The sequence below is a fragment of the Photobacterium sp. GJ3 genome (assembly GCF_018199995.1).
Classification (GTDB): domain Bacteria; phylum Pseudomonadota; class Gammaproteobacteria; order Enterobacterales; family Vibrionaceae; genus Photobacterium.
In genome coordinates this window covers 1,557,747-1,575,278 of record NZ_CP073579.1, presented here as the reverse complement: position 1 = coordinate 1,575,278, position 17,532 = coordinate 1,557,747, and the positions used below count along the sequence as shown (strand labels likewise).

The following is a 17,532-nucleotide window of genomic DNA, read 5'->3' as shown; positions in this document are numbered from 1 at the left end:
TTAATTTCCAGCAGTTGTACTTACTCCCGCAGATTTCACCACATTAATTAAATGGGTACCAGCATCACTAATCAATGTATTCAAATCTAATAAACTGACAGCTCCCACAATCACAGCAGCAATCAACACATACTCAATGGCAGACGCCCCTTTTTCTTCCTTCATCAAACGGTGGAAAAGATGGCTGCACTGAATCCAAGCTAATGTTAAATATTTCATGGGACATCCTCTACGCTTCAATTAGACATTGCTGAATTGCAACTTTCACGTCTCTCTGTCTCAAATATTAGAATCTGAAAAAAATTTGTGTGAAAAAATTACAACTTTTCTATTACTTTTTTTGCATAACCAATACTTTTTTATGATGCATTGTGATTAAAAAAGGATCGTCATGTCATTGTTATGACACTTATTCCAAGCCGACGGCTCGCTTTGCGTCGGAAGGAGGCATGGAGGGATGCGTCTGGCTTTGCTCCCCCATTTGATCCACGGTGGGATCATAATGGGCAAACTGCCGTTTTCCCTTGCGTTTGGCCTGATACATGGCCGAGTCTGCAAGCTTGAGTAACTTTTGCGCGTCCGATGCATGAAATGGATATCGGGCAATCCCGATACTGGCAGAGACACGACACTGATTCTCCCCAAAATTGAACGGTTCCGTCAGTGTATGCAGCAACTTTTCTGCAATGGTTTCCATCCGGTAGGTCAGCTCTTCATCGTTATCGCCCCAGGGTAAAATCATGGGTTCACGCCGCTCCGAATCTTCATCTTCAAACAAAGGATCTTTGTCTGGCTTATGGATTTTGACTGCGTATTCCCCCAGCGGCACCCAAACCACGAATTCATCGCCGCCAATCCGGAACACTTCATCTTCCACGCGCAAGCAACCCCGCATCCGCTTTGAGGCATGCAGCAATAAGGCATCGCCGACATCATGCCCGAGCATGTCATTGACTTGTTTAAAACCATCCAGATCAATAAACATCAATCCAAAAACTTTGTTTTCAACATCCGGCGCTGCAAATGCCGCTTTGAGCACCCGGTTTAATGCGCGGGTATTGGGTAATCCGGTCAGTTTATCCAGCAAGGCCGCCTGTTCCATCTTGCGCTGCCTTTCAATGACATCTGAAATATCCCGCTGGGTGCCGATTAAACGGGAACCGTCATTCACCAGCCCCTGAACCACCAGTTCCAGGACTCTGGGTTGTCCGTCGATGGGATCGATCATATCGATGATGAGGGTTTGCTGCTTATTCTTACCGGCCAATTGTTTTAAACGCAGGATCTTCTCGCCGTCACCGGTTTTCAGCCGCATGATCCAGTCATTCAACTCTAATCGGCTGCCCACCCGGATCCCGTAAAGATCATAAAGATAAGGACTCCACTGCAGTGAATCGCGGCTGACATCCCACTCCCAGACACCGATTCCGGCGACAGAGGTTGCCAGACTCATCCGCTGATTTGCCCGGGCCAGTTCACGATGAATTTTGGCGCGGCGGTAACTGCGTTTCCAGACCAGACTGACCACAGCCAATAACAGAGATGCCAGAACCAGCAACGCCAGGACCAGCCAGAACAAAGGTAAAGAAACGTGAAGTGAGAAAACTTCCGTCCATGAGGCAACCCATGCACTCAGGCTACCGGCCTCATCAATGACGGATCCCAGATTATACGCCAACAACTTCATGATAATGACACACTTCCGTTTGTGTTTCAGAGGGATATCTGTCTGTCGAATCAGTCTTACTGACCAGGCACTTCCCGGATATGCCCGGTGTTTTTTTCATGGTTAACAAAATTTAACCTAGTTCAGGGGGTTAAGAATTACCAAAATAGAATGAATGAAATTTCAATGATACGGAGTGGGCATCACACTTTCCCGACATCCCATTCGGCTGAAACCTCAACCATAGATGTCACATTCAATTCGACTGTCATCAAAATGACACCCCATATCAACCAAACTGCAATACAACCTCAGCACTATACCGCTAACGAAAGCCAAAGCCTTTCACCCGAAAGTTAACAGTCATTTCGAATCACATGGAACAGGGAAACGGTATGAACCAATTCAGGACGGCGCGTGCACTCTTGCTCGCGATGACAGGTGCCAGCTTTGCTGGCTCGGCATGGGCAGCCACAGACATTACCTGGTGGCATGCGATGGGCGGGGAGCTGGGTGACACCGTCAACCAGCTGGCAAAAGAATACAATGCATCACAGCAAGACTATCGCGTGATCCCCGTATACAAAGGGAGCTACGTCGAAACACTGACTGCAGGTATTGCCGCCTTCCGTGCAGGTGAGTCCCCGAATATTCTGCAGGTTGCGGATGTGGGTGCCGCCACCATCATCAATGCACCGGGTGTCGCCAAACCGGTTCAGGACATTCTGGTCAGTGCTGGGTACGATTTTAACAGCAAGGATTATATCGCCGGTGTTCGCAACTTTTACGCCGATAATCAGGGCAAGATGATTGGCATGCCTTTTAACAGCTCGACACCGGTGCTGTACTACAACAAAGATATTCTGAGCAAAATTGGTGCCCAGCCGCCAAAAACGTATGAAGAGCTGGAGCAGGTCGCAGCCAGGCTGAAAGACGCCGGTTACGCCGGTTTCTCCCAGTCACTGACGCCCTGGATCATGTTCGAGAACTTCAAATCCCGCCATAACCTGCCGCTGGCCGATAAAAATAACGGTTATGAAGGCCCGGCCACCAAGCTGATGTTCAATACGCCGGACATGCGCATGCATTTCAACAAACTGAAAGCATGGAAGGACAAAGGTTACTACAAATATTACGGCTCAGACTGGGATGCCAACCAGACACCGTTTGAACGTCAGGAAGTGGCGATGTGGATGGGTTCTTCCGGCTCGTTCGGGGGCCTGAAAAACCGGGTGAAATTCAAACTGGGCACCACCTATCTGCCGTACTGGGATGCGGTGAACCACAACGCTGGCCGCACTTTCATTGGCGGTGCCGCACTCTTTGCACTGAATGGTCATCCCAAGGCGGAAGATAAAGGAGTAGCCAGCTTCTTCCATTATCTGACCAAAGCCGATACTCAGGTGTTCTGGCACAAGTCGACCGGTTATGTGCCCGTGACGGAAGCAGCTTACGAACAAGCCAAAGCTTCGGGGTATTACACAGCGCAACCCGATGCAGAAGTTGGTGTGAAGCAGCTGAGCCTGCCCGGTGGTGACTGGACTCGAGGCTATCGTCTGGGTTTCTATCCGCAAATTCAGCAGGTCATGCATCGTGAATTCGATAACATCTTTGCGGGCACCCGCTCCGTCGAAGACAGTTTCGAGACCATCGAAAAAGAAAGCTCGGTTTTACTCAAGCGATTTGCCCGCACCGTGAAATAAGCCAGCTTTGTCACTCAGCGCGGTACACTCGCCGCGCTGTTTCATCCTTCTGATTTGCATTGAGTAGACCGTGGAACGCAGACAACAATTTCAACACACTGGGGTGCCCTATTTTTTACTGCTCCCCCAGATCCTGATCATTACGATTTTCTTTTTCTACCCCGCTGCCCAAGCGATCTATTTATCCTTCATGCTGGAAGATCCCTGGGGACTGTCCAGTACCTTCATCGGCATTGAAAACTATCAGATGCTGTTCAGCTCGGCGGAATATCTCAAATCCATTGGCTTCACCCTGGTGTTTTCGCTGCTCGTTGCCCTGCTGTCGCTGGGGCTGGCTCTCTTACTGGCCGTGAAAGCGAACAATATCCGGCGCGGACAGAGCGGGTATAAACTCACATTGACCTGGGTCTACGCCATTGCGCCCGCCATTGCCGGAATCATGGCCGGATTCCTGTTCAACCCGCACTTTGGCACCCTAACCGCCATGTTCGCGGTGCTGGGGTGGGATTTCAGTTACCAGACCGATCCATTTGATGCCACTGTCGCTTTGATCATCGTTTCGGTCTGGAAGCAGGTTTCAGTGAATTTCGTTTACTTTCTGGCAGGATTGCAGTCGATTTCTCACTCCGTCCAAGAGGCGGCCGCACTGGATTGCCCTTCGGACCGCCGCCGCTTCTGGACCATCACCTTTCCACTGCTCGCCCCGACCGGCTTTTTCCTGCTGATCATCAATCTGACCTACGCCTTTTTCGAGACGTTCGGGATTATCGACACCCTGACTTCAGGCGGACCGGGAGGCAGCACAACCACACTGGTCTACAAAGTTTTTCAGGACGGATTTATCGGCGCAGATCTCGGTGGCAGCTCGGCGCAATCTGTGGTGCTGCTGATTTTGGTGTCAGCGCTCACTTACTTCCAGTTCCGTGTCATTGAAAGAAAGGTACATTACTGATGCAGACAACAGACACCACAGCGCCCGATTCAGTGGCCGTACCGATACAGCCTGAATCCGCCCGATCATTGTCCTTACACCGCAGCCAATGGCTGGATCACCTGATCCTGTTGCTGGGCGTGGCCTTCATGCTGGCACCGGTCTGGCTGATTTTTGCCAGTTCGACCCATGATCCGAACACCATTATCCGCGATGGCCTGCAATGGCTGCCGGGCGAGCATCTTGCCAGTATTTATCAGGAAGCCTGGCAAAGCAGCATGGGCTTCAGTCAGGACGTGAATGCCGGCACCATGATTTTCAATTCACTGGTGATGGGCCTGGGATTTGCCATCGGCAAAATTATCATTTCCATGCTGGCCGCCTATGCGCTGGTTTTTTTCCGGCTGCCTTATGCCAGTGTCTGGTTCGGGCTGATTTTCGTCACCTTGCTGCTGCCGCTGGAAGTACGCATCATCCCGTCATATGAAGTGGTCGCGAACCTCGGGATGCTGAATTCATATACAGGTTTAATCCTGCCGCTGATTGCCTCTGCCACAGCCACCTTCTTCTTCCGTCAGTTCTTTAAAACCATTCCGGATGAGTTACTGGAAGCGGCGCAGTTAGATAACGCGGGCCCCTGGCGCTTTATGATCGACATCCTGCTGCCTCTGTCCAAAACCATGATGGCCGCGATTTTCATCATCATGTTTGTGGTGGGCTGGAACCAGTATCTGTGGCCGCTCATGATCACCACAGATGAGACCTACAACACCATCGTCATGGGCATCAAACAGATTCTGAGCAACATTACCGAATCCCGTCAGCCCCGTTATGACTATGCCTTTGCCATGGCCATTCTGGCCATGCTGCCGCCGGTACTGGTGGTCATTCTCTTCCAGCGCTGGTTCGTGAAAGGCCTGGTGGAATCTGAAAAATAACCCTGCGGGAGGCCCGGCCTCCCCGGAACAGAATAACGAGACAAATATGCTGAAACTCAATCAACTGATCAAAACCTACGACAACGGACACCAGGCCGTCAAAGGGATCAATCTGGACGTCAAAGCCGGAGAATTCATTGTGCTGGTTGGCCCGTCCGGCTGTGGCAAATCCTCTATTTTGCGTTCGGTTGCCGGGCTGGAAAGCATCACTGGCGGCAGTATTGAATTGGATGGCCGCCGCGTGGATCACATCAAACCAGCCGCACGGGACATTGCCATGGTGTTCCAGAACTATGCGTTGTACCCGCATATGACGGTGTATGACAATCTGGCCTATGGCCTGAAAAACCGCGGGGTTCAAAAAGCAGTCATCGACCATCAAATCCGTCGCGTGGCTCAAACCCTCAAAATTGAAGACTACCTGGACCGCAAACCAGCCAAACTTTCCGGCGGTCAGCGTCAGCGGGTCGCCATGGGGCGTGCCATTGTCCGGGATCCCAAACTGTTCCTGTTCGATGAGCCGTTGTCGAATCTCGACGCTGCGTTGCGGGCCCACATGCGACTGGAGATCAAAAAGCTGCAACGCGAACTGGGCGTCACCAGCATTTATGTCACCCATGATCAGGTTGAAGCCATGACATTAGCCGACCGCATTGTGGTGCTCAATCAGGGCAAAATCGAGCAAATCGGCACACCCGCCGAGATTTACCATCAGCCCCAGAGTGAATTCGTCGCCCGGTTTATTGGCAGTCCGGCAATCAACCTGCTGCCTGCCAGCTTATCTGCGGGTGTCTTCACCCTGAACAGCGGCCAGCAATACGCTTTGCCTGAATACGGGCATCTGCCGGATCAGAAAATCACGATTGGCATTCGTCCTGAGCAACTCAGTCTTCAGCCAAACAGTCACCCGTTGGAACTCAGCCTGACGGTGCAGGTTGTGGAGCCGCTGGGGCCCAACCAACTGGTCCATGGTCAGTTGCTTGGCCAGATGTTTACGGCCGTGACGCCGGAACAACCGCTGGCACTGCAGGAATCGCTGACGATTTATGTCGATCCGGACAAACTACACTTATTCGATAGCACAGGACAACGCCTGACCCCCCAGCCACGCCAGGCCAAAGCGGGATAAGAATAGTCGCCAAGCATTCAGTGGTCGTCCCCGTGCAGGCGGGGACCCCGTGACGTTCAGGAAAAGAGCACAACCCGGAGCATCCAGCATCATCATGAAACTCTCAGCCCGCCAGCAGGCGATTCTTGACTATCTGCAGCAACATCCGGGCGTGCTCTCCAGTAATACGCTGGTTGAACAATGTCAGGTCTCGGTGCAGACCATTCGTAAAGACTTCAACGACCTGAATGAATTGGGCCTCGTTCGCCGTGTCCATGGGGGATTACCCTGCCCAGCAGTCAGGATAACTTACCCTTTGCGAACCGGGACACCCTGCACTCCGCGGCCAAACAGGCCATTGCACGGCAGGTCGCCAGCCAACTGCCCGAAGGATGCAGCCTGTTTCTGGGCATTGGCACCACGCCAAAATATGTGGCACAGGCATTGCTCGACCATCCGGGGCTGACACTGATCACCAATAATATACAGGCCGCGCTGACGCTCAGCCTGAACCCAAACGCCACCATTCATTTGGCTGGCGGCACACTCAGAGCCAAAGACAAGGATACCGTTGGGGAAGCCACCACAGATTTTTACCGCCGCTTCTATATTCAGTACGGCGTTTTTGGTGTCGGCGGGCTCGGCCAGAACGGGGCATTGCTGGATTTCAGCCCGGAAGAAGCTGCGCTCTCCCGAACCATTATTGCCCAGAGTGAACAATGCTGGCTGGTCGCCGACACCAGCAAACTGGGTCGCTATGCCCCGGTGATCAGCGGCCAGCTTCATGAAATGAGCGCCATGTTTATTGAACAGCCAGATGCGGCCATTGAGGCGCTGTGCCATCAACACGAGGTTCAGCTGTGGGCAGCGACCAACGGATTTACAGTGTAAAAGCGGCCTTTACCACCGAAAGAGACCCGACCCGCTTTATTGAGTTGAAACCCCGGCAGGACGATTGAACTGTGCATACTCGTGAACGATTCGGGTCTGGATTGGCGCATCCGCCTGAATGTCCTGCAAGCTCATTTTATATGCCATGCCATCCCCGCAGAATACAGTGATATTCCACCCTTCATACCGGGCTGCAGAACGAATGCTCGGGCATATATTTCTGGCCACCAGACGCTCAGCAAAGATCTGAATCCATTGGCGCTCCTTGTCGTCACCTGCCCTGATATTTTGAGATTGAATCCTGGCTTGCAAATTCGGCAGATCCGACATCAGCCTGACATCCGATTCCGGAAGCCGATACACTTTGGTGTGACCTGAACTTTGATCGACATAGACATAATCTCCGGCAAACGCGCTGTCTTTTGCAGCCTGATAAACCACAGCATAAGAAGAAGGTGTCGTGGGCCAGGAAACCGTCATCACATGATTGCCCATCTGTGTTGAACTCTGCTTCACAGATTTCATTTCCCCAACATACAAATAGGGGCGATCCCGATCCAGATGATAAGTCTCAAAAGCACGATCAACTTTTCTCAGCCGGTCAGCATACTCCGCATCACTTTCCGGTTGCTGCACAATCTGAAAATCATTCCGGGACAATGGCGTTGCACTGACCTGAGGCGGTGGTTCGTGAATGACATGGGATAATCTCAGTTTGTCGCCCAATAAGACATCAATGCCATATAAAACACTCAGTCCCCCAATCAACACCAATAGATTCTGATTGATTTTCACGAATTCTCTCCAAGGCGGTGCTTTCAGGAAAAAAAACACCTTCATACATCCAATTGCATGGCGGCATTCATGCCCAAAGATTAAATCGGATTCAGTCAGAGATATTCATAAAATTCAGTTGGATGCCTATCCGGCGGATGGCCATTCAACCTTACCCCAGCCGCTTTTTCTTCAGCAATACCGTGTTGTCTTCGGCCAGTTCTTTCTCCAACTGGCGGGTGACAAACTCCGGACTGTTGGTATGGCGGGCAAGCAAATGATAAACCACTGGGATCACCAGCAAGGTAAAACAGGTGGCGACCGTGATGCCGCACAAGACCACAATCCCGATCACCAGCCGGGTTTCAGCACCAGCACCGGTTGCCAGAATTAAGGGCACAGCGCCAGCCGCGGTGGTAATCGCCGTCATCAGAATCGGACGCAGGCGGGCACAGGCTGCATCGATCACGGCATCCTGATAGGCCGTGCCCTGATCCCGCAGCTGATTGGCAAATTCGACAATCAGAATCCCGTTTTTCGCCGCCAGACCCACCAGCATAATGATGCCGATTTGCGAATAGATGTTGAGCGTCTGCCCGGTAAAGTACAGGCCCAGCAAGGCACCAAAAGTGGCCAGCGGGACCGTCAGCATAATCACCAGTGGGTGAATGTAGCTCTCAAACTGCGCCGCCAGCACCAGAAACACCACCGCTAAGGCCAGCGCAAAAACAAAAAGAATCGAATGGCTGGCGGTTTGAAAATCCTGCGACGGCCCTTTGTAGTTCACCACGGCATCAGCAGGTAAATATTGCTGTACCAAACCGTTCAGGTAGGTCAGTGCTTCTCCCAAAGTATAATTATCGGCAAGATTCGCCTCGATGGTGACGGCCCGGATCCGGTTAAAGCGATTCAGCGTGGGGGCGTCGGCGTATTCGGTGACTGAGACCAGATTCGACAATGGGATCAGCTCGCCGTTGTGGCTGGAGCGCACATACAGATTGCTGAGATCCTGCGGTGTATTCTGGCGTGCCGGCTGACCTTCGATCAGCACATCATATTCTTCTCCGCGCCATTCATACCGGGTCACTACTCTTGAACCCAGCATAGATTCCAGGGTCTGGCCAATCTCGGTGACCGAAACCCCTAAATCACCCGCCCGCTCGATATTGATATTTACGCCCAGTAACGGTTTGGTTTCTTTGTAATCATGATCCAAGCCTTCCAAACCCGGATTTTGTGCTGCCTGCTCCATCAGAATATCGCGCCACTGAGCCAGCTGTTCATAGGTGCCGCCACCCACCACAAACTGCACCGGTTTATTCACCCCGCGGCCAAACGGCTGGCGCATCACCGCAAACGCCGTGACGCCAGCCAGATCACGCAGCCGTTGCTGAATATCCCGGATGATCACAAACGCATTGCGTCGCTGCGCCCAGTCCTCCAGCACCACAATGGCAAACCCATTGGAGAAATCTTCCAGTTGTCCCCAGCCTCGCGGCGCACGGACCAGCAACCGCATGATTTCGCCCGCTTCAACCATCGGCATCAGCCGGTGTTCGATTTCATTCATATACGGCTGCATATATTCATAACTGGCCCCCTGCGGGCCGTTGATCAGAATGAACATTGCGCCGCGATCTTCACGTGGGGCAAATTCGGTCGGAATCCGGTTGGCCAGCCAGACACTGCCGCACAGCATCACCACCAGCATGCCCACAATGAGATAAGGCCGACGTAACCAATTCGCCAGCGACCGGCGATAAAACCCGGTGAGACGGTCCAGCACCGTGCTGACCTGACGCACCAGCCAGGGCTCGCTTTCGACCGGCTGCATGATTTTTGAGCCCATCATCGGCGTGAGCGTCAGCGCGACCAGCGAAGACAGCAGCACGGCGGTACTCATGGCCACCGAGAATTCCCGGAACAACTTGCCGAGATCGCCTTCAAGAAAACCGATCGGCAGGAACACGGAAATCAGCACCACTGTGGTCGCCACAATGGCAAACCCCACCTGCCGCGCACCAAGAAATGCCGCCTTCAGCGGGGATTCCCCCAGCTCAATCCGGCGGTGGATATTCTCCAGCATGACAATGGCATCATCGACAACAATCCCGATCGCCAGAATCAGCGCCAGTAAGGTCAGTAAATTGATGGTGTAGCCCAGCGCATACAGAATGATAAAGGTCCCGATCAGCGATACCGGCACGGTCAGCGCCGGGATCAGCATGGCCCGGACACTGCCGAGAAACAGATAAATCGTCAGGATGACCAGCAACAGCGCGATAAACAGGGTTTTATAGACTTCATCGATCGATGCCTGAATGAACACCGAGGAATCATAGGATTCTTTAATTTCCATGCCTTCCGGCAGCGTTGGGTTGATCTGCGCCACCAGCGCGTTCACCGAGCGGGCAACGGCCAGCGTATTGGCCGTGGATTGCCGGTTGATCCCCAGCCCAATCATGTCCTGCGTATTGCCACGGAACATGATTTTTTCTTCTTCCGCCGCCAGTTCAACCGCTGCGACATCGGCCAGCCGGATCAGATAACCGTCTTCCCCGACGCCAATGACCAGCCGGGAAAAGTCTTCCGGCGCCAGAAAGCTGCGCTGGGTGCGAATTGAAAACTGCCGGTTCTCCGACTCGATGGAGCCTGCGGGGAGCTCAACGTTATCCGCCCGCAGCGCCTGTTCAACATCGGCCACCGTCAGCCTGCGAGACGCCAGCTTTTGTCGGTCAATCCAGATCCGCATCGCATATTCTTTCCCACCGCCTATCCGCACGGCGGCCACGCCGTCCAGCACCGAAAAGCGATCCACCAGATAACGGTTGGCGTAATCGGTCAGCGCCAGCGTATCCAATCGGTCAGAGACCAGATTGAGCCACATAATGACTTCAGAATTCCCTTCGGCTTTCTGCACTTCCGGGGGGTCGGCTTCATCCGGTAGGTTATTGAGAATGCCCGAGATCCGGTCGCGGACATCATTGGCGGCTGCGTCGATATCCCGTCCGATGCCAAACTCCAGTGTGACATCCGAACGGCCATCGCTGCTGGTAGAACTGATATTGCGGATCCCTTCAATACCGGATACCCGGTCTTCAACAATCTGGGTGATCCGGCTTTCCACGATCGCTGCAGATGCCCCGCGATAGTTCGTCGAGATAGTCACAATGGGCGGGTCGATATCCGGATATTCACGCAATGGCAGCCGATCGTACGCAACCAGACCAAAAGTGATCAGCAGCAAGCTGATCACCGAACCAAACACAGGGCGGCGAACCGCAAGATCCGTCAGAAACATCAGCCCGCCTCCCGATGGGTAAAATGCTCCGTGGGTTGGGTCGTCACCGTCTGACCCGGCCGCACTTTATCCATGCCGCGGGTAATCACTTGCTCACCTTCCTGCACCCCGCTGAGAATTTCCACTTCACCCCGGCTGCGGAATCCCAGCTGAACAGGCCGCTGCTCGACGACATTCTCGCCATTCACCACCATCAGAAAGTGCTTCGTCTGCCGTGGGATGATGGCCTCTTCCGGCACCACCAGCCCAGAGCGGGCTTCCAGTGTCAATGTCAGCGTCATCAGCATACCGGGCCGCAGCAACAGTTGCGGGTTTTCCACCCGCGCCCGTACTTCAACCGCTCGGGTTTGTGGATCCACCCGGCTGTTGAGTCCGGTGACTTTGCCGCTGAACACCAGATCCGGAAATGCCGCCACCCGGCCATTCACCCGGGCTCCGGACTGGATTTGACCCAGAAACCGTTCCGGCACCGAGAAATCCAGTTTGACGGTATCCAGTGCATCCAGCGTAGTCACCACCATGCCCGGTGTGACCAGCGCCCCCTGACTGATCTGACGAAATCCGAGCAGACCGGCAAAAGGCGCGACAAGGGTCCGCGCTTCCAGTTCGGCCTGATTCTGCGCCAGAATCGCCCGGGCCACTTCAATCCCGGTTCTGAGCTTGTCCAGTTCCGAGCGGGCGACCGTATTCTTCCGCACCAGCCCTTCAATCCGGCGATATTCCCGCTGCTGCTCACTCAGGTTTGCCTGCGCTGCACGAACTTTGGCCTGCTGTTCACCTGATGTCAGTGTCACCAGTAAGGCACCGGCGTTGACTTGCTGGCCATCCTCAAAATGCACCCGATCAACTTTTTCCGTCACTTTGGCGGTGATCTGGACAGATTCCCGGGATTTGACCGTACCCAAGGCTTCAACCAACCGTGCAACTTCCTGCCGTACCACCGGCTGAACAATCACATTCGGGACAGGACGAGCGGGTTTCGCCAGCGATTGTGCGCGTTGCTGATATTCGGTGTAACCAATGCCAAATGCCAGTGCCAGCAAGATCAGCGAACCGACGATCAGGGTGACTTTCATCCTTGTGCTCCTGTACGAAGACAAAACCAGAAAGGTCTGTATCCCAGCCACCTGAAATCACTGGGGGCGATTTTTTGGATTCAAGTCACTGCTCGCAACGAACTCGGGCAATTCCTCCCCCTTTTCAAGGGGGGAGGCTCGGCGGGGATTCATGTGCACACATGCCAAATCCATGCGCGCTTCTCGAACCCCACCCTGGCCCTCCCCTTGCCAAGGGGAGGGAAAATACCGTGCTCGCAGCAGACTCGATCTGTTCCTCCCCCTTTTCAAGGGGGAGGCTCGGCGGGGATTCATGTGCACACATGCCAAGTCCATGCGCGCTGTTCGAACCCCACCCTGGCCCTCCCCTTGCCAAGGGGAGGGAAAATACCGTGCTCGCAGCAGACTCGATCTGTTCCTCCCCCCCTTTTCAAGGGGGAGGCTCGGCGGGGATTCATGTGCACACATGCCAAATCCATGCGCGCTGTTCGAACCCCACCCTGGCCCTCCCCTTGCCAAGGGGAGGGAAAATACCGTGCTCGCAACAGACTCGAGCAATTCCTCCCCCTTTTCAAGGGGGGAGGCTCGGCGGGGGTTCATGTGCACACATGCCAAGTCCATGCGCGCTGTTCGAACCCCACCCTGGCCCTCCCCTTGCCAAGGGGAGGGAAAATACCGTGCTCACAGCATGCTCGAGCTGTTCCTCCTCCCTTTTCAAGGGGGAGGCTCGGCGGGGATTCATGTGCACACATGCCAAATCCATGCGCGCTTCTCGAACCCCACCCTGGCCCTCCCCTTGCCAAGGGGAGGGAAAATACCGTGCTCGCAGCAGACTCGATCTGTTCCTCCCCCCTTTTCAAGGGGGAGGCTCGGCGGGGGTTCATGTGCACACATGCCAAGTCCTTGCGCGCTTCTCGAACCCCACCCTGACCCTCCCCTTGCCAGGGAAGGGAAAATACCGTGCTCACAGCATGCTCGATCATAAGTATAGCCAGCGGCGATTTTTTGACGTGTTGTCAATGTGGAGGCAAATGACAGAAAAGATGTGGGGGAGCGTTCCCGGTTTACAGTGTAAACCGGGGGCAGGGAGGTTATTTCACCAACGTAATGTCGTTGATGGTGTTGGCAATCACACTGAACACCGTTCGGATATTTCGCTCATTGGCGGCGTAGTATCCATCCGGACCGGCACACTGACGAACAATCTGCGCATTGTTGCCATAACCGATACTGAAGACCTGAATGCCCTGCTTTTTCATTTCACGACACAAAGCGACCTGTTTTTTATCCCGAACGGCTGGATTAACTTTATGCTCACCGTCAGAAAGCAATACCATCACTTTCACAGTATTCGGAGCCTCATAATCCCGCGGTAAATCCGCCAGCTCTGTTCGCCATAATCCGCGCCATTGCGGTGACAATAAACGCCACGCCCAAAGGACCCCTTCGGCTGTATTGGTATTCAACCCCGGATAGAGCTGCGCGATCCCCTGCTGATATTCGTTCTGAGTCCGGGCCATCGCCAGGATTGGGCTGACGCCGCAATCAGCAGAGTCGAACAACCCCAGCGATGCCAATGCATCTTCCCGATAGCGATCGGCCGGATTATCTGACGGATAAGCGGCTTTTAACGGCGTACCATCGGCATAATTTGATAAAGGCGGCCGCTGGGTGGCAAATTGCAGCCAGATCGACTGCCCACGCCCCGGTGCGGATTCGAGTGACCGGATCCAGCGGGAAGTCACCTGAGCCGATTTTGCGATATCGCCGACGTCTTCCGGGAGAAACGCACAAAATGCATCCCGACTCCGGCCAGGTACAGACGGGTGTAAAAAGTTGCCCCAGTTCTTTTCCGAAAATAAGGTCTGCAAACTGAATGGTGGCAACAGACTGGCCGGTTCAAAAAACGTCGGATGAGAGCCAATATTCACATAACCACTGGCGGGCACCAGGCTGATAACCCGGTTGTTATTCCGCCGTTCTTTGGCGTAAAGCACTTCGGCAAAGTCTTCCAGCCCCTTCTTCACCTGATTCAGCGGCTCTCCGCGCATGGACTCTGAAATATCAATCACGACGGCAATCTCAACCGAGCTTTGCACCTGGCGAGTCGATGCTTTCACGCCTATCGGAATGTCCTGACTCTGACTCGTGAGCCGTAAACTGGCCCCCGCTTCGCCAGCCTGAATCTGCGCGTTGGCCTGCAGGCGATTGGCTTTGAGTAAGGCACTGACATCATTCGCGGGTGTATCACTGTCGGAAGCCGACAGCAGCGCGATGTCGGCCACACCACTGAGCCGATCATGATCCTGATAAGCCCGGATGATGCTGCTGGTGGTCACGACAAAAGTCACGACCCCAATCAACATCAGAATAAAGCCGGGAGAAAATGCCCCCTGCTGACGAAAAAATGAAGCTTTCATTGAATTTCCTGTACGTATCCGGCACGCAGGGTTTTCCCGAGCACCCACTCACTCACCCAACTGCCTGTCCTGATTTCTCCCGGTGACAGACAAACCGACACCCGGATAAAGATCCCCCGGCTCAAAGCTGGCCAGTCGCTGTATGCCTCACAATTGCCAGATGCGATCAATTCAACTGCCTCGTCAGTCGCCAGATTGCGCCATTGCATCGACATCCCGTACTGACTGTCTGGCATGTTCTCTGCGGTCATGGCTTTCAGTTGCTGCCGGGTATAACGGCCGTAGTAGGAAAAGGGGCTGTCGGCATCTGAATTTGGCGTGAAGGTGGTCATCGTGGCCATTTGAGTCAGGTTATAAGCCAGATTATCGAGCCGTTGTTGTAAGCGCAGCAGGCTGAGCAAATCGGAACACGCCAGAATAAAGAGCACCAGAAAGCCAAAAATAAAGACGGCCTCGACACTGGCTGCGCCGCGCTGCTTCCCCGCCGCATTCAGGCAGATGCGTTTCGAATTCTGTCTTTTCATTCTGGCATCCTGTCTGACAGCATCATCAGTGTGGTTTGGTATTCCAGCGTCCGGGCCCCGGTAAAAAAGAGCGGATAGATTGTCATGGCTGGTTTGAGCCTGGCGGTCACTTTGAGTACGGGATCAGAGGGTGCAAGCGGCACTGATTCTCCCGGCTCAAGTCCGTCGTCAGCCGCCAGCATCTCGGCCAGCGATCCATAGCGGGTCACCGACAGACTGAGTGCAGGCGAGCCGACCAGTTTTCCGGAAATGTCCTGCTTGAGTTCTGCGGCGCTGGGCAGATTCCCCTGAACACTGCTGATCATATGTTCACGAAGCACCTGTCGCATCGCATGCTCCAGCGTGCTGTACTGCCAGTGCACCCGGACCACATCGACAAACAACAGCAGCAATCCGATAAAGACAGGGAGCAGAAACGCCATTTCCAAGCTGACGACGCCCCCCTGTCTGCGGCGAAACGGCTGCCTCATGAGGATTGACCGGCTGCACGCTGACGGATTGTCGCCAGTCGATCCGCCAACTGGCGAATGTCATGATCCACCTGCGTTGGCGACAGGTAGCGCGACAAAATCAGCCGCGCCTGTTGCTGCTGCCCTTCCGCCAGCAGCAGCAAGGCATAATTCATTTCAACGCGGGGAGGTAATTGCTGGTAATGCAGCAAAGGTGCAAACACAGTCCGGGCCTTTGTGATCTGTCCGTCCATCAGCCACCCCAGCGCCAGATTTGACCGATAGGACGCTTCATCCGGTGCCAGTACCACTGCGCGTTCAAATGCTTCGCGGCCTTGCGCGTAGCTGTTCTGATTCAGTAAAGACACGCCCAGTCCGTTCAGAAGCCGGGCTTCTTCAGCCCCCGTCAGCCCGTCCAGCGCCAATCCCTGCCGGTAAGCCGCCTGAGCCTGATCGGTTTTGCCGTCATCAAGACTGAATTTCCCCAGATAATCCGCGGCTTCCGCCGCCTTTGACCCACGCATATCCAGCAATTGCTGCAGGGTATTGCGCGCAGCCTGCTTTTTATCCTGCTGGAACTGACTGCGGGCCAGCATCAGCAGTGCTTGCTCGGGGAGAGGTTGCGCCGCTGTTGCGGCCTGATCCAGTAACTGACGAAACAGGGTTTCCGCTTTCGCGTACTGGTGAGAATCAAAAGCCGTCTGCGCCACCACCAGAGCATTCGTCTGGATATTGGCTGCGACTTTATCGGCATGACTGCTGCAGGCACTGAGCGCCAGCGCAGCCAGCGCAATCCAGAGATACCGACTGTTTCGGATCAGCAAACGGGCAGATTGAGGTGTGTTCATGATTCAATTCCTTGGGTTAACTCAGGCTGTCGATCAGCAGATTCAGTGTTGGAGCAATAATCAGCGCCAGCAGCGGCAGCATGATGAAAGCCATCTGAATCAGCGTGATCCGGCCCGGTAATTTTCCGGCCTGTTCTTCCAGTGCCATTTTGCGCATCTGACGGGCTTCGTGACTGATCGTCCGCATGGTATCGGCCAGTGGCGAGCCATAACGCTGGGCCATACCCAATGTGGATGCCAGTCGCTCCAGCTCCGGCAACCCAGTCCGCCACGCCAGCTTTTTCATACACTGCGCCGGATCGCCCATGACCTGAATTTCGGCATGGGTCCGCAGAAACTGCTCTGCCAGCCGGGGTTCAGAGGTTTGCAGATAACGTCCAACCCGCTCCAGTGCCCGGTCAAGCGATAACCCGGCTTCCACCGTAATCACCAGCATGTCAATTGCATCAGGAACCGCCCGGCGCTGCTGTGCTTTGACCCGGGCCGCCCGGTTGCGAAGCCAGTATTCCGGCACATTGGAGCCCAGCACGTAAGCAAAAAGCACGGCCATCAGCAGCATCGCCGTCAACTCCCCCTGCCAGCGCCAGACGAAAGCAACCGCCACTGTCATCAGACCGCCCAGCAGTTTGGCACCGCAGACTTTGGCCACGCTGTCGTCGGGATCAATCCCGGCTTCTGCCAGCATTTTCAGCAGTCGCTGTTTTTCCGTCCCGGACACCGGATAGCGGTGTCCGATCTGAGCCAGCCAGTGCTGTCTGCCCGTTGGCTGCACTGCGCCCGAACCCTGTGTATAGCGCTCTCGCTGACTTTTCCAGCGCGCCTGTTCGCGTTGCTGCAACCAGAGCCATCCGCCCAGCCCGGCAAACAGCCAGATCGCAGTCACGAACCACAGCAGATTTGTGGTCATCAAAGAAGTAGACATCG

General features: G+C 54.4%; 14 protein-coding genes and 1 pseudogene. 5 read left to right on the top strand and 10 right to left on the bottom strand.

The window, feature by feature from the left end:
• Together KDD30_RS23790 and KDD30_RS23785 are read right to left on the bottom strand one after the other, a co-directional pair.
• A complete protein-coding gene (locus KDD30_RS23790) occupies positions 1-219 on the bottom strand; it encodes a Flp family type IVb pilin (protein ID WP_211651065.1) in 219 nt (72 codons plus the stop codon).
• A 190-nt stretch (positions 220-409) separates the two neighbouring features.
• Entirely contained in the window at positions 410-1,687 is a 1,278-nt protein-coding gene (locus KDD30_RS23785) for a GGDEF domain-containing protein (RefSeq protein WP_211651063.1), read from the bottom strand.
• A gap of 413 nt (positions 1,688-2,100) precedes the next feature.
• On the opposite strand from KDD30_RS23785, the gene KDD30_RS23780 reads away from it, so the two are divergent.
• From KDD30_RS23780 to KDD30_RS23760, 5 genes and pseudogenes are all read left to right on the top strand, one after another.
• Positions 2,101-3,369: an extracellular solute-binding protein gene (locus KDD30_RS23780; RefSeq protein WP_249199457.1), complete on the top strand. Its 1,269-nt coding sequence runs from the start codon at positions 2,101-2,103 to the stop codon at positions 3,367-3,369.
• A gap of 70 nt (positions 3,370-3,439) precedes the next feature.
• Positions 3,440-4,321, top strand: coding sequence for an ABC transporter permease subunit (locus tag KDD30_RS23775; protein WP_211651061.1), 882 nt, complete (start codon positions 3,440-3,442; stop codon positions 4,319-4,321).
• 128 nt (positions 4,322-4,449) lie between these two features.
• Entirely contained in the window at positions 4,450-5,238 is a 789-nt protein-coding gene (gene ugpE, locus KDD30_RS23770) for a sn-glycerol-3-phosphate ABC transporter permease UgpE (RefSeq protein ID WP_249199456.1), read from the top strand.
• 46 nt (positions 5,239-5,284) lie between these two features.
• Positions 5,285-6,367: a sn-glycerol-3-phosphate ABC transporter ATP-binding protein UgpC gene (gene ugpC / locus KDD30_RS23765; protein WP_211651058.1), complete on the top strand. Its 1,083-nt coding sequence runs from the start codon at positions 5,285-5,287 to the stop codon at positions 6,365-6,367.
• 94 nt (positions 6,368-6,461) lie between these two features.
• Positions 6,462-7,237, top strand: a pseudogene (locus KDD30_RS23760) (DeoR/GlpR family DNA-binding transcription regulator).
• Positions 7,238-7,273: 36 nt separating this feature from the next.
• On the opposite strand, the gene KDD30_RS23755 reads toward KDD30_RS23760, so the two are convergent.
• The 8 genes from KDD30_RS23755 to KDD30_RS23720 all read right to left on the bottom strand — a co-directional run bounded on the left by KDD30_RS23755 (position 7,274) and on the right by KDD30_RS23720 (position 17,530).
• Positions 7,274-8,032 carry a hypothetical protein gene (locus KDD30_RS23755; protein ID WP_211651056.1) on the bottom strand — a complete coding sequence of 253 codons (759 nt, stop codon included), beginning with the start codon at positions 8,030-8,032 and terminating at the stop codon, positions 7,274-7,276.
• Between the two features lie 151 nt (positions 8,033-8,183).
• Positions 8,184-11,312, bottom strand: a complete 3,129-nt coding sequence (locus KDD30_RS23750; RefSeq protein WP_211651047.1) for an efflux RND transporter permease subunit — start codon at positions 11,310-11,312, stop codon at positions 8,184-8,186.
• Entirely contained in the window at positions 11,312-12,388 is a 1,077-nt protein-coding gene (locus KDD30_RS23745) for an efflux RND transporter periplasmic adaptor subunit (protein WP_211651045.1), read from the bottom strand. Before KDD30_RS23745 ends, KDD30_RS23750 begins: the two co-directional genes overlap by 1 nt.
• A gap of 1,070 nt (positions 12,389-13,458) precedes the next feature.
• On the bottom strand, positions 13,459-14,787 hold the full coding sequence (locus KDD30_RS23740) for a pilus assembly protein FlpL (protein WP_211651043.1): 1,329 nt from the start codon (positions 14,785-14,787) through the stop codon (positions 13,459-13,461).
• Positions 14,784-15,311, bottom strand: a complete 528-nt coding sequence (locus tag KDD30_RS23735) for a hypothetical protein (protein WP_211651041.1) — start codon at positions 15,309-15,311, stop codon at positions 14,784-14,786. Before KDD30_RS23735 ends, KDD30_RS23740 begins: the two co-directional genes overlap by 4 nt.
• On the bottom strand, positions 15,308-15,781 hold the full coding sequence (locus KDD30_RS23730) for a TadE/TadG family type IV pilus assembly protein (RefSeq protein WP_211651039.1): 474 nt from the start codon (positions 15,779-15,781) through the stop codon (positions 15,308-15,310). The genes KDD30_RS23735 and KDD30_RS23730 overlap by 4 nt, the downstream gene beginning before the upstream one ends.
• Positions 15,778-16,608 carry a tetratricopeptide repeat protein gene (locus KDD30_RS23725; RefSeq protein WP_305800651.1) on the bottom strand — a complete coding sequence of 277 codons (831 nt, stop codon included), beginning with the start codon at positions 16,606-16,608 and terminating at the stop codon, positions 15,778-15,780. The genes KDD30_RS23730 and KDD30_RS23725 overlap by 4 nt, the downstream gene beginning before the upstream one ends.
• A gap of 16 nt (positions 16,609-16,624) precedes the next feature.
• Entirely contained in the window at positions 16,625-17,530 is a 906-nt protein-coding gene (locus KDD30_RS23720) for a type II secretion system F family protein (RefSeq protein ID WP_305800650.1), read from the bottom strand.
• Positions 17,531-17,532: the final 2 nt, after the last annotated feature.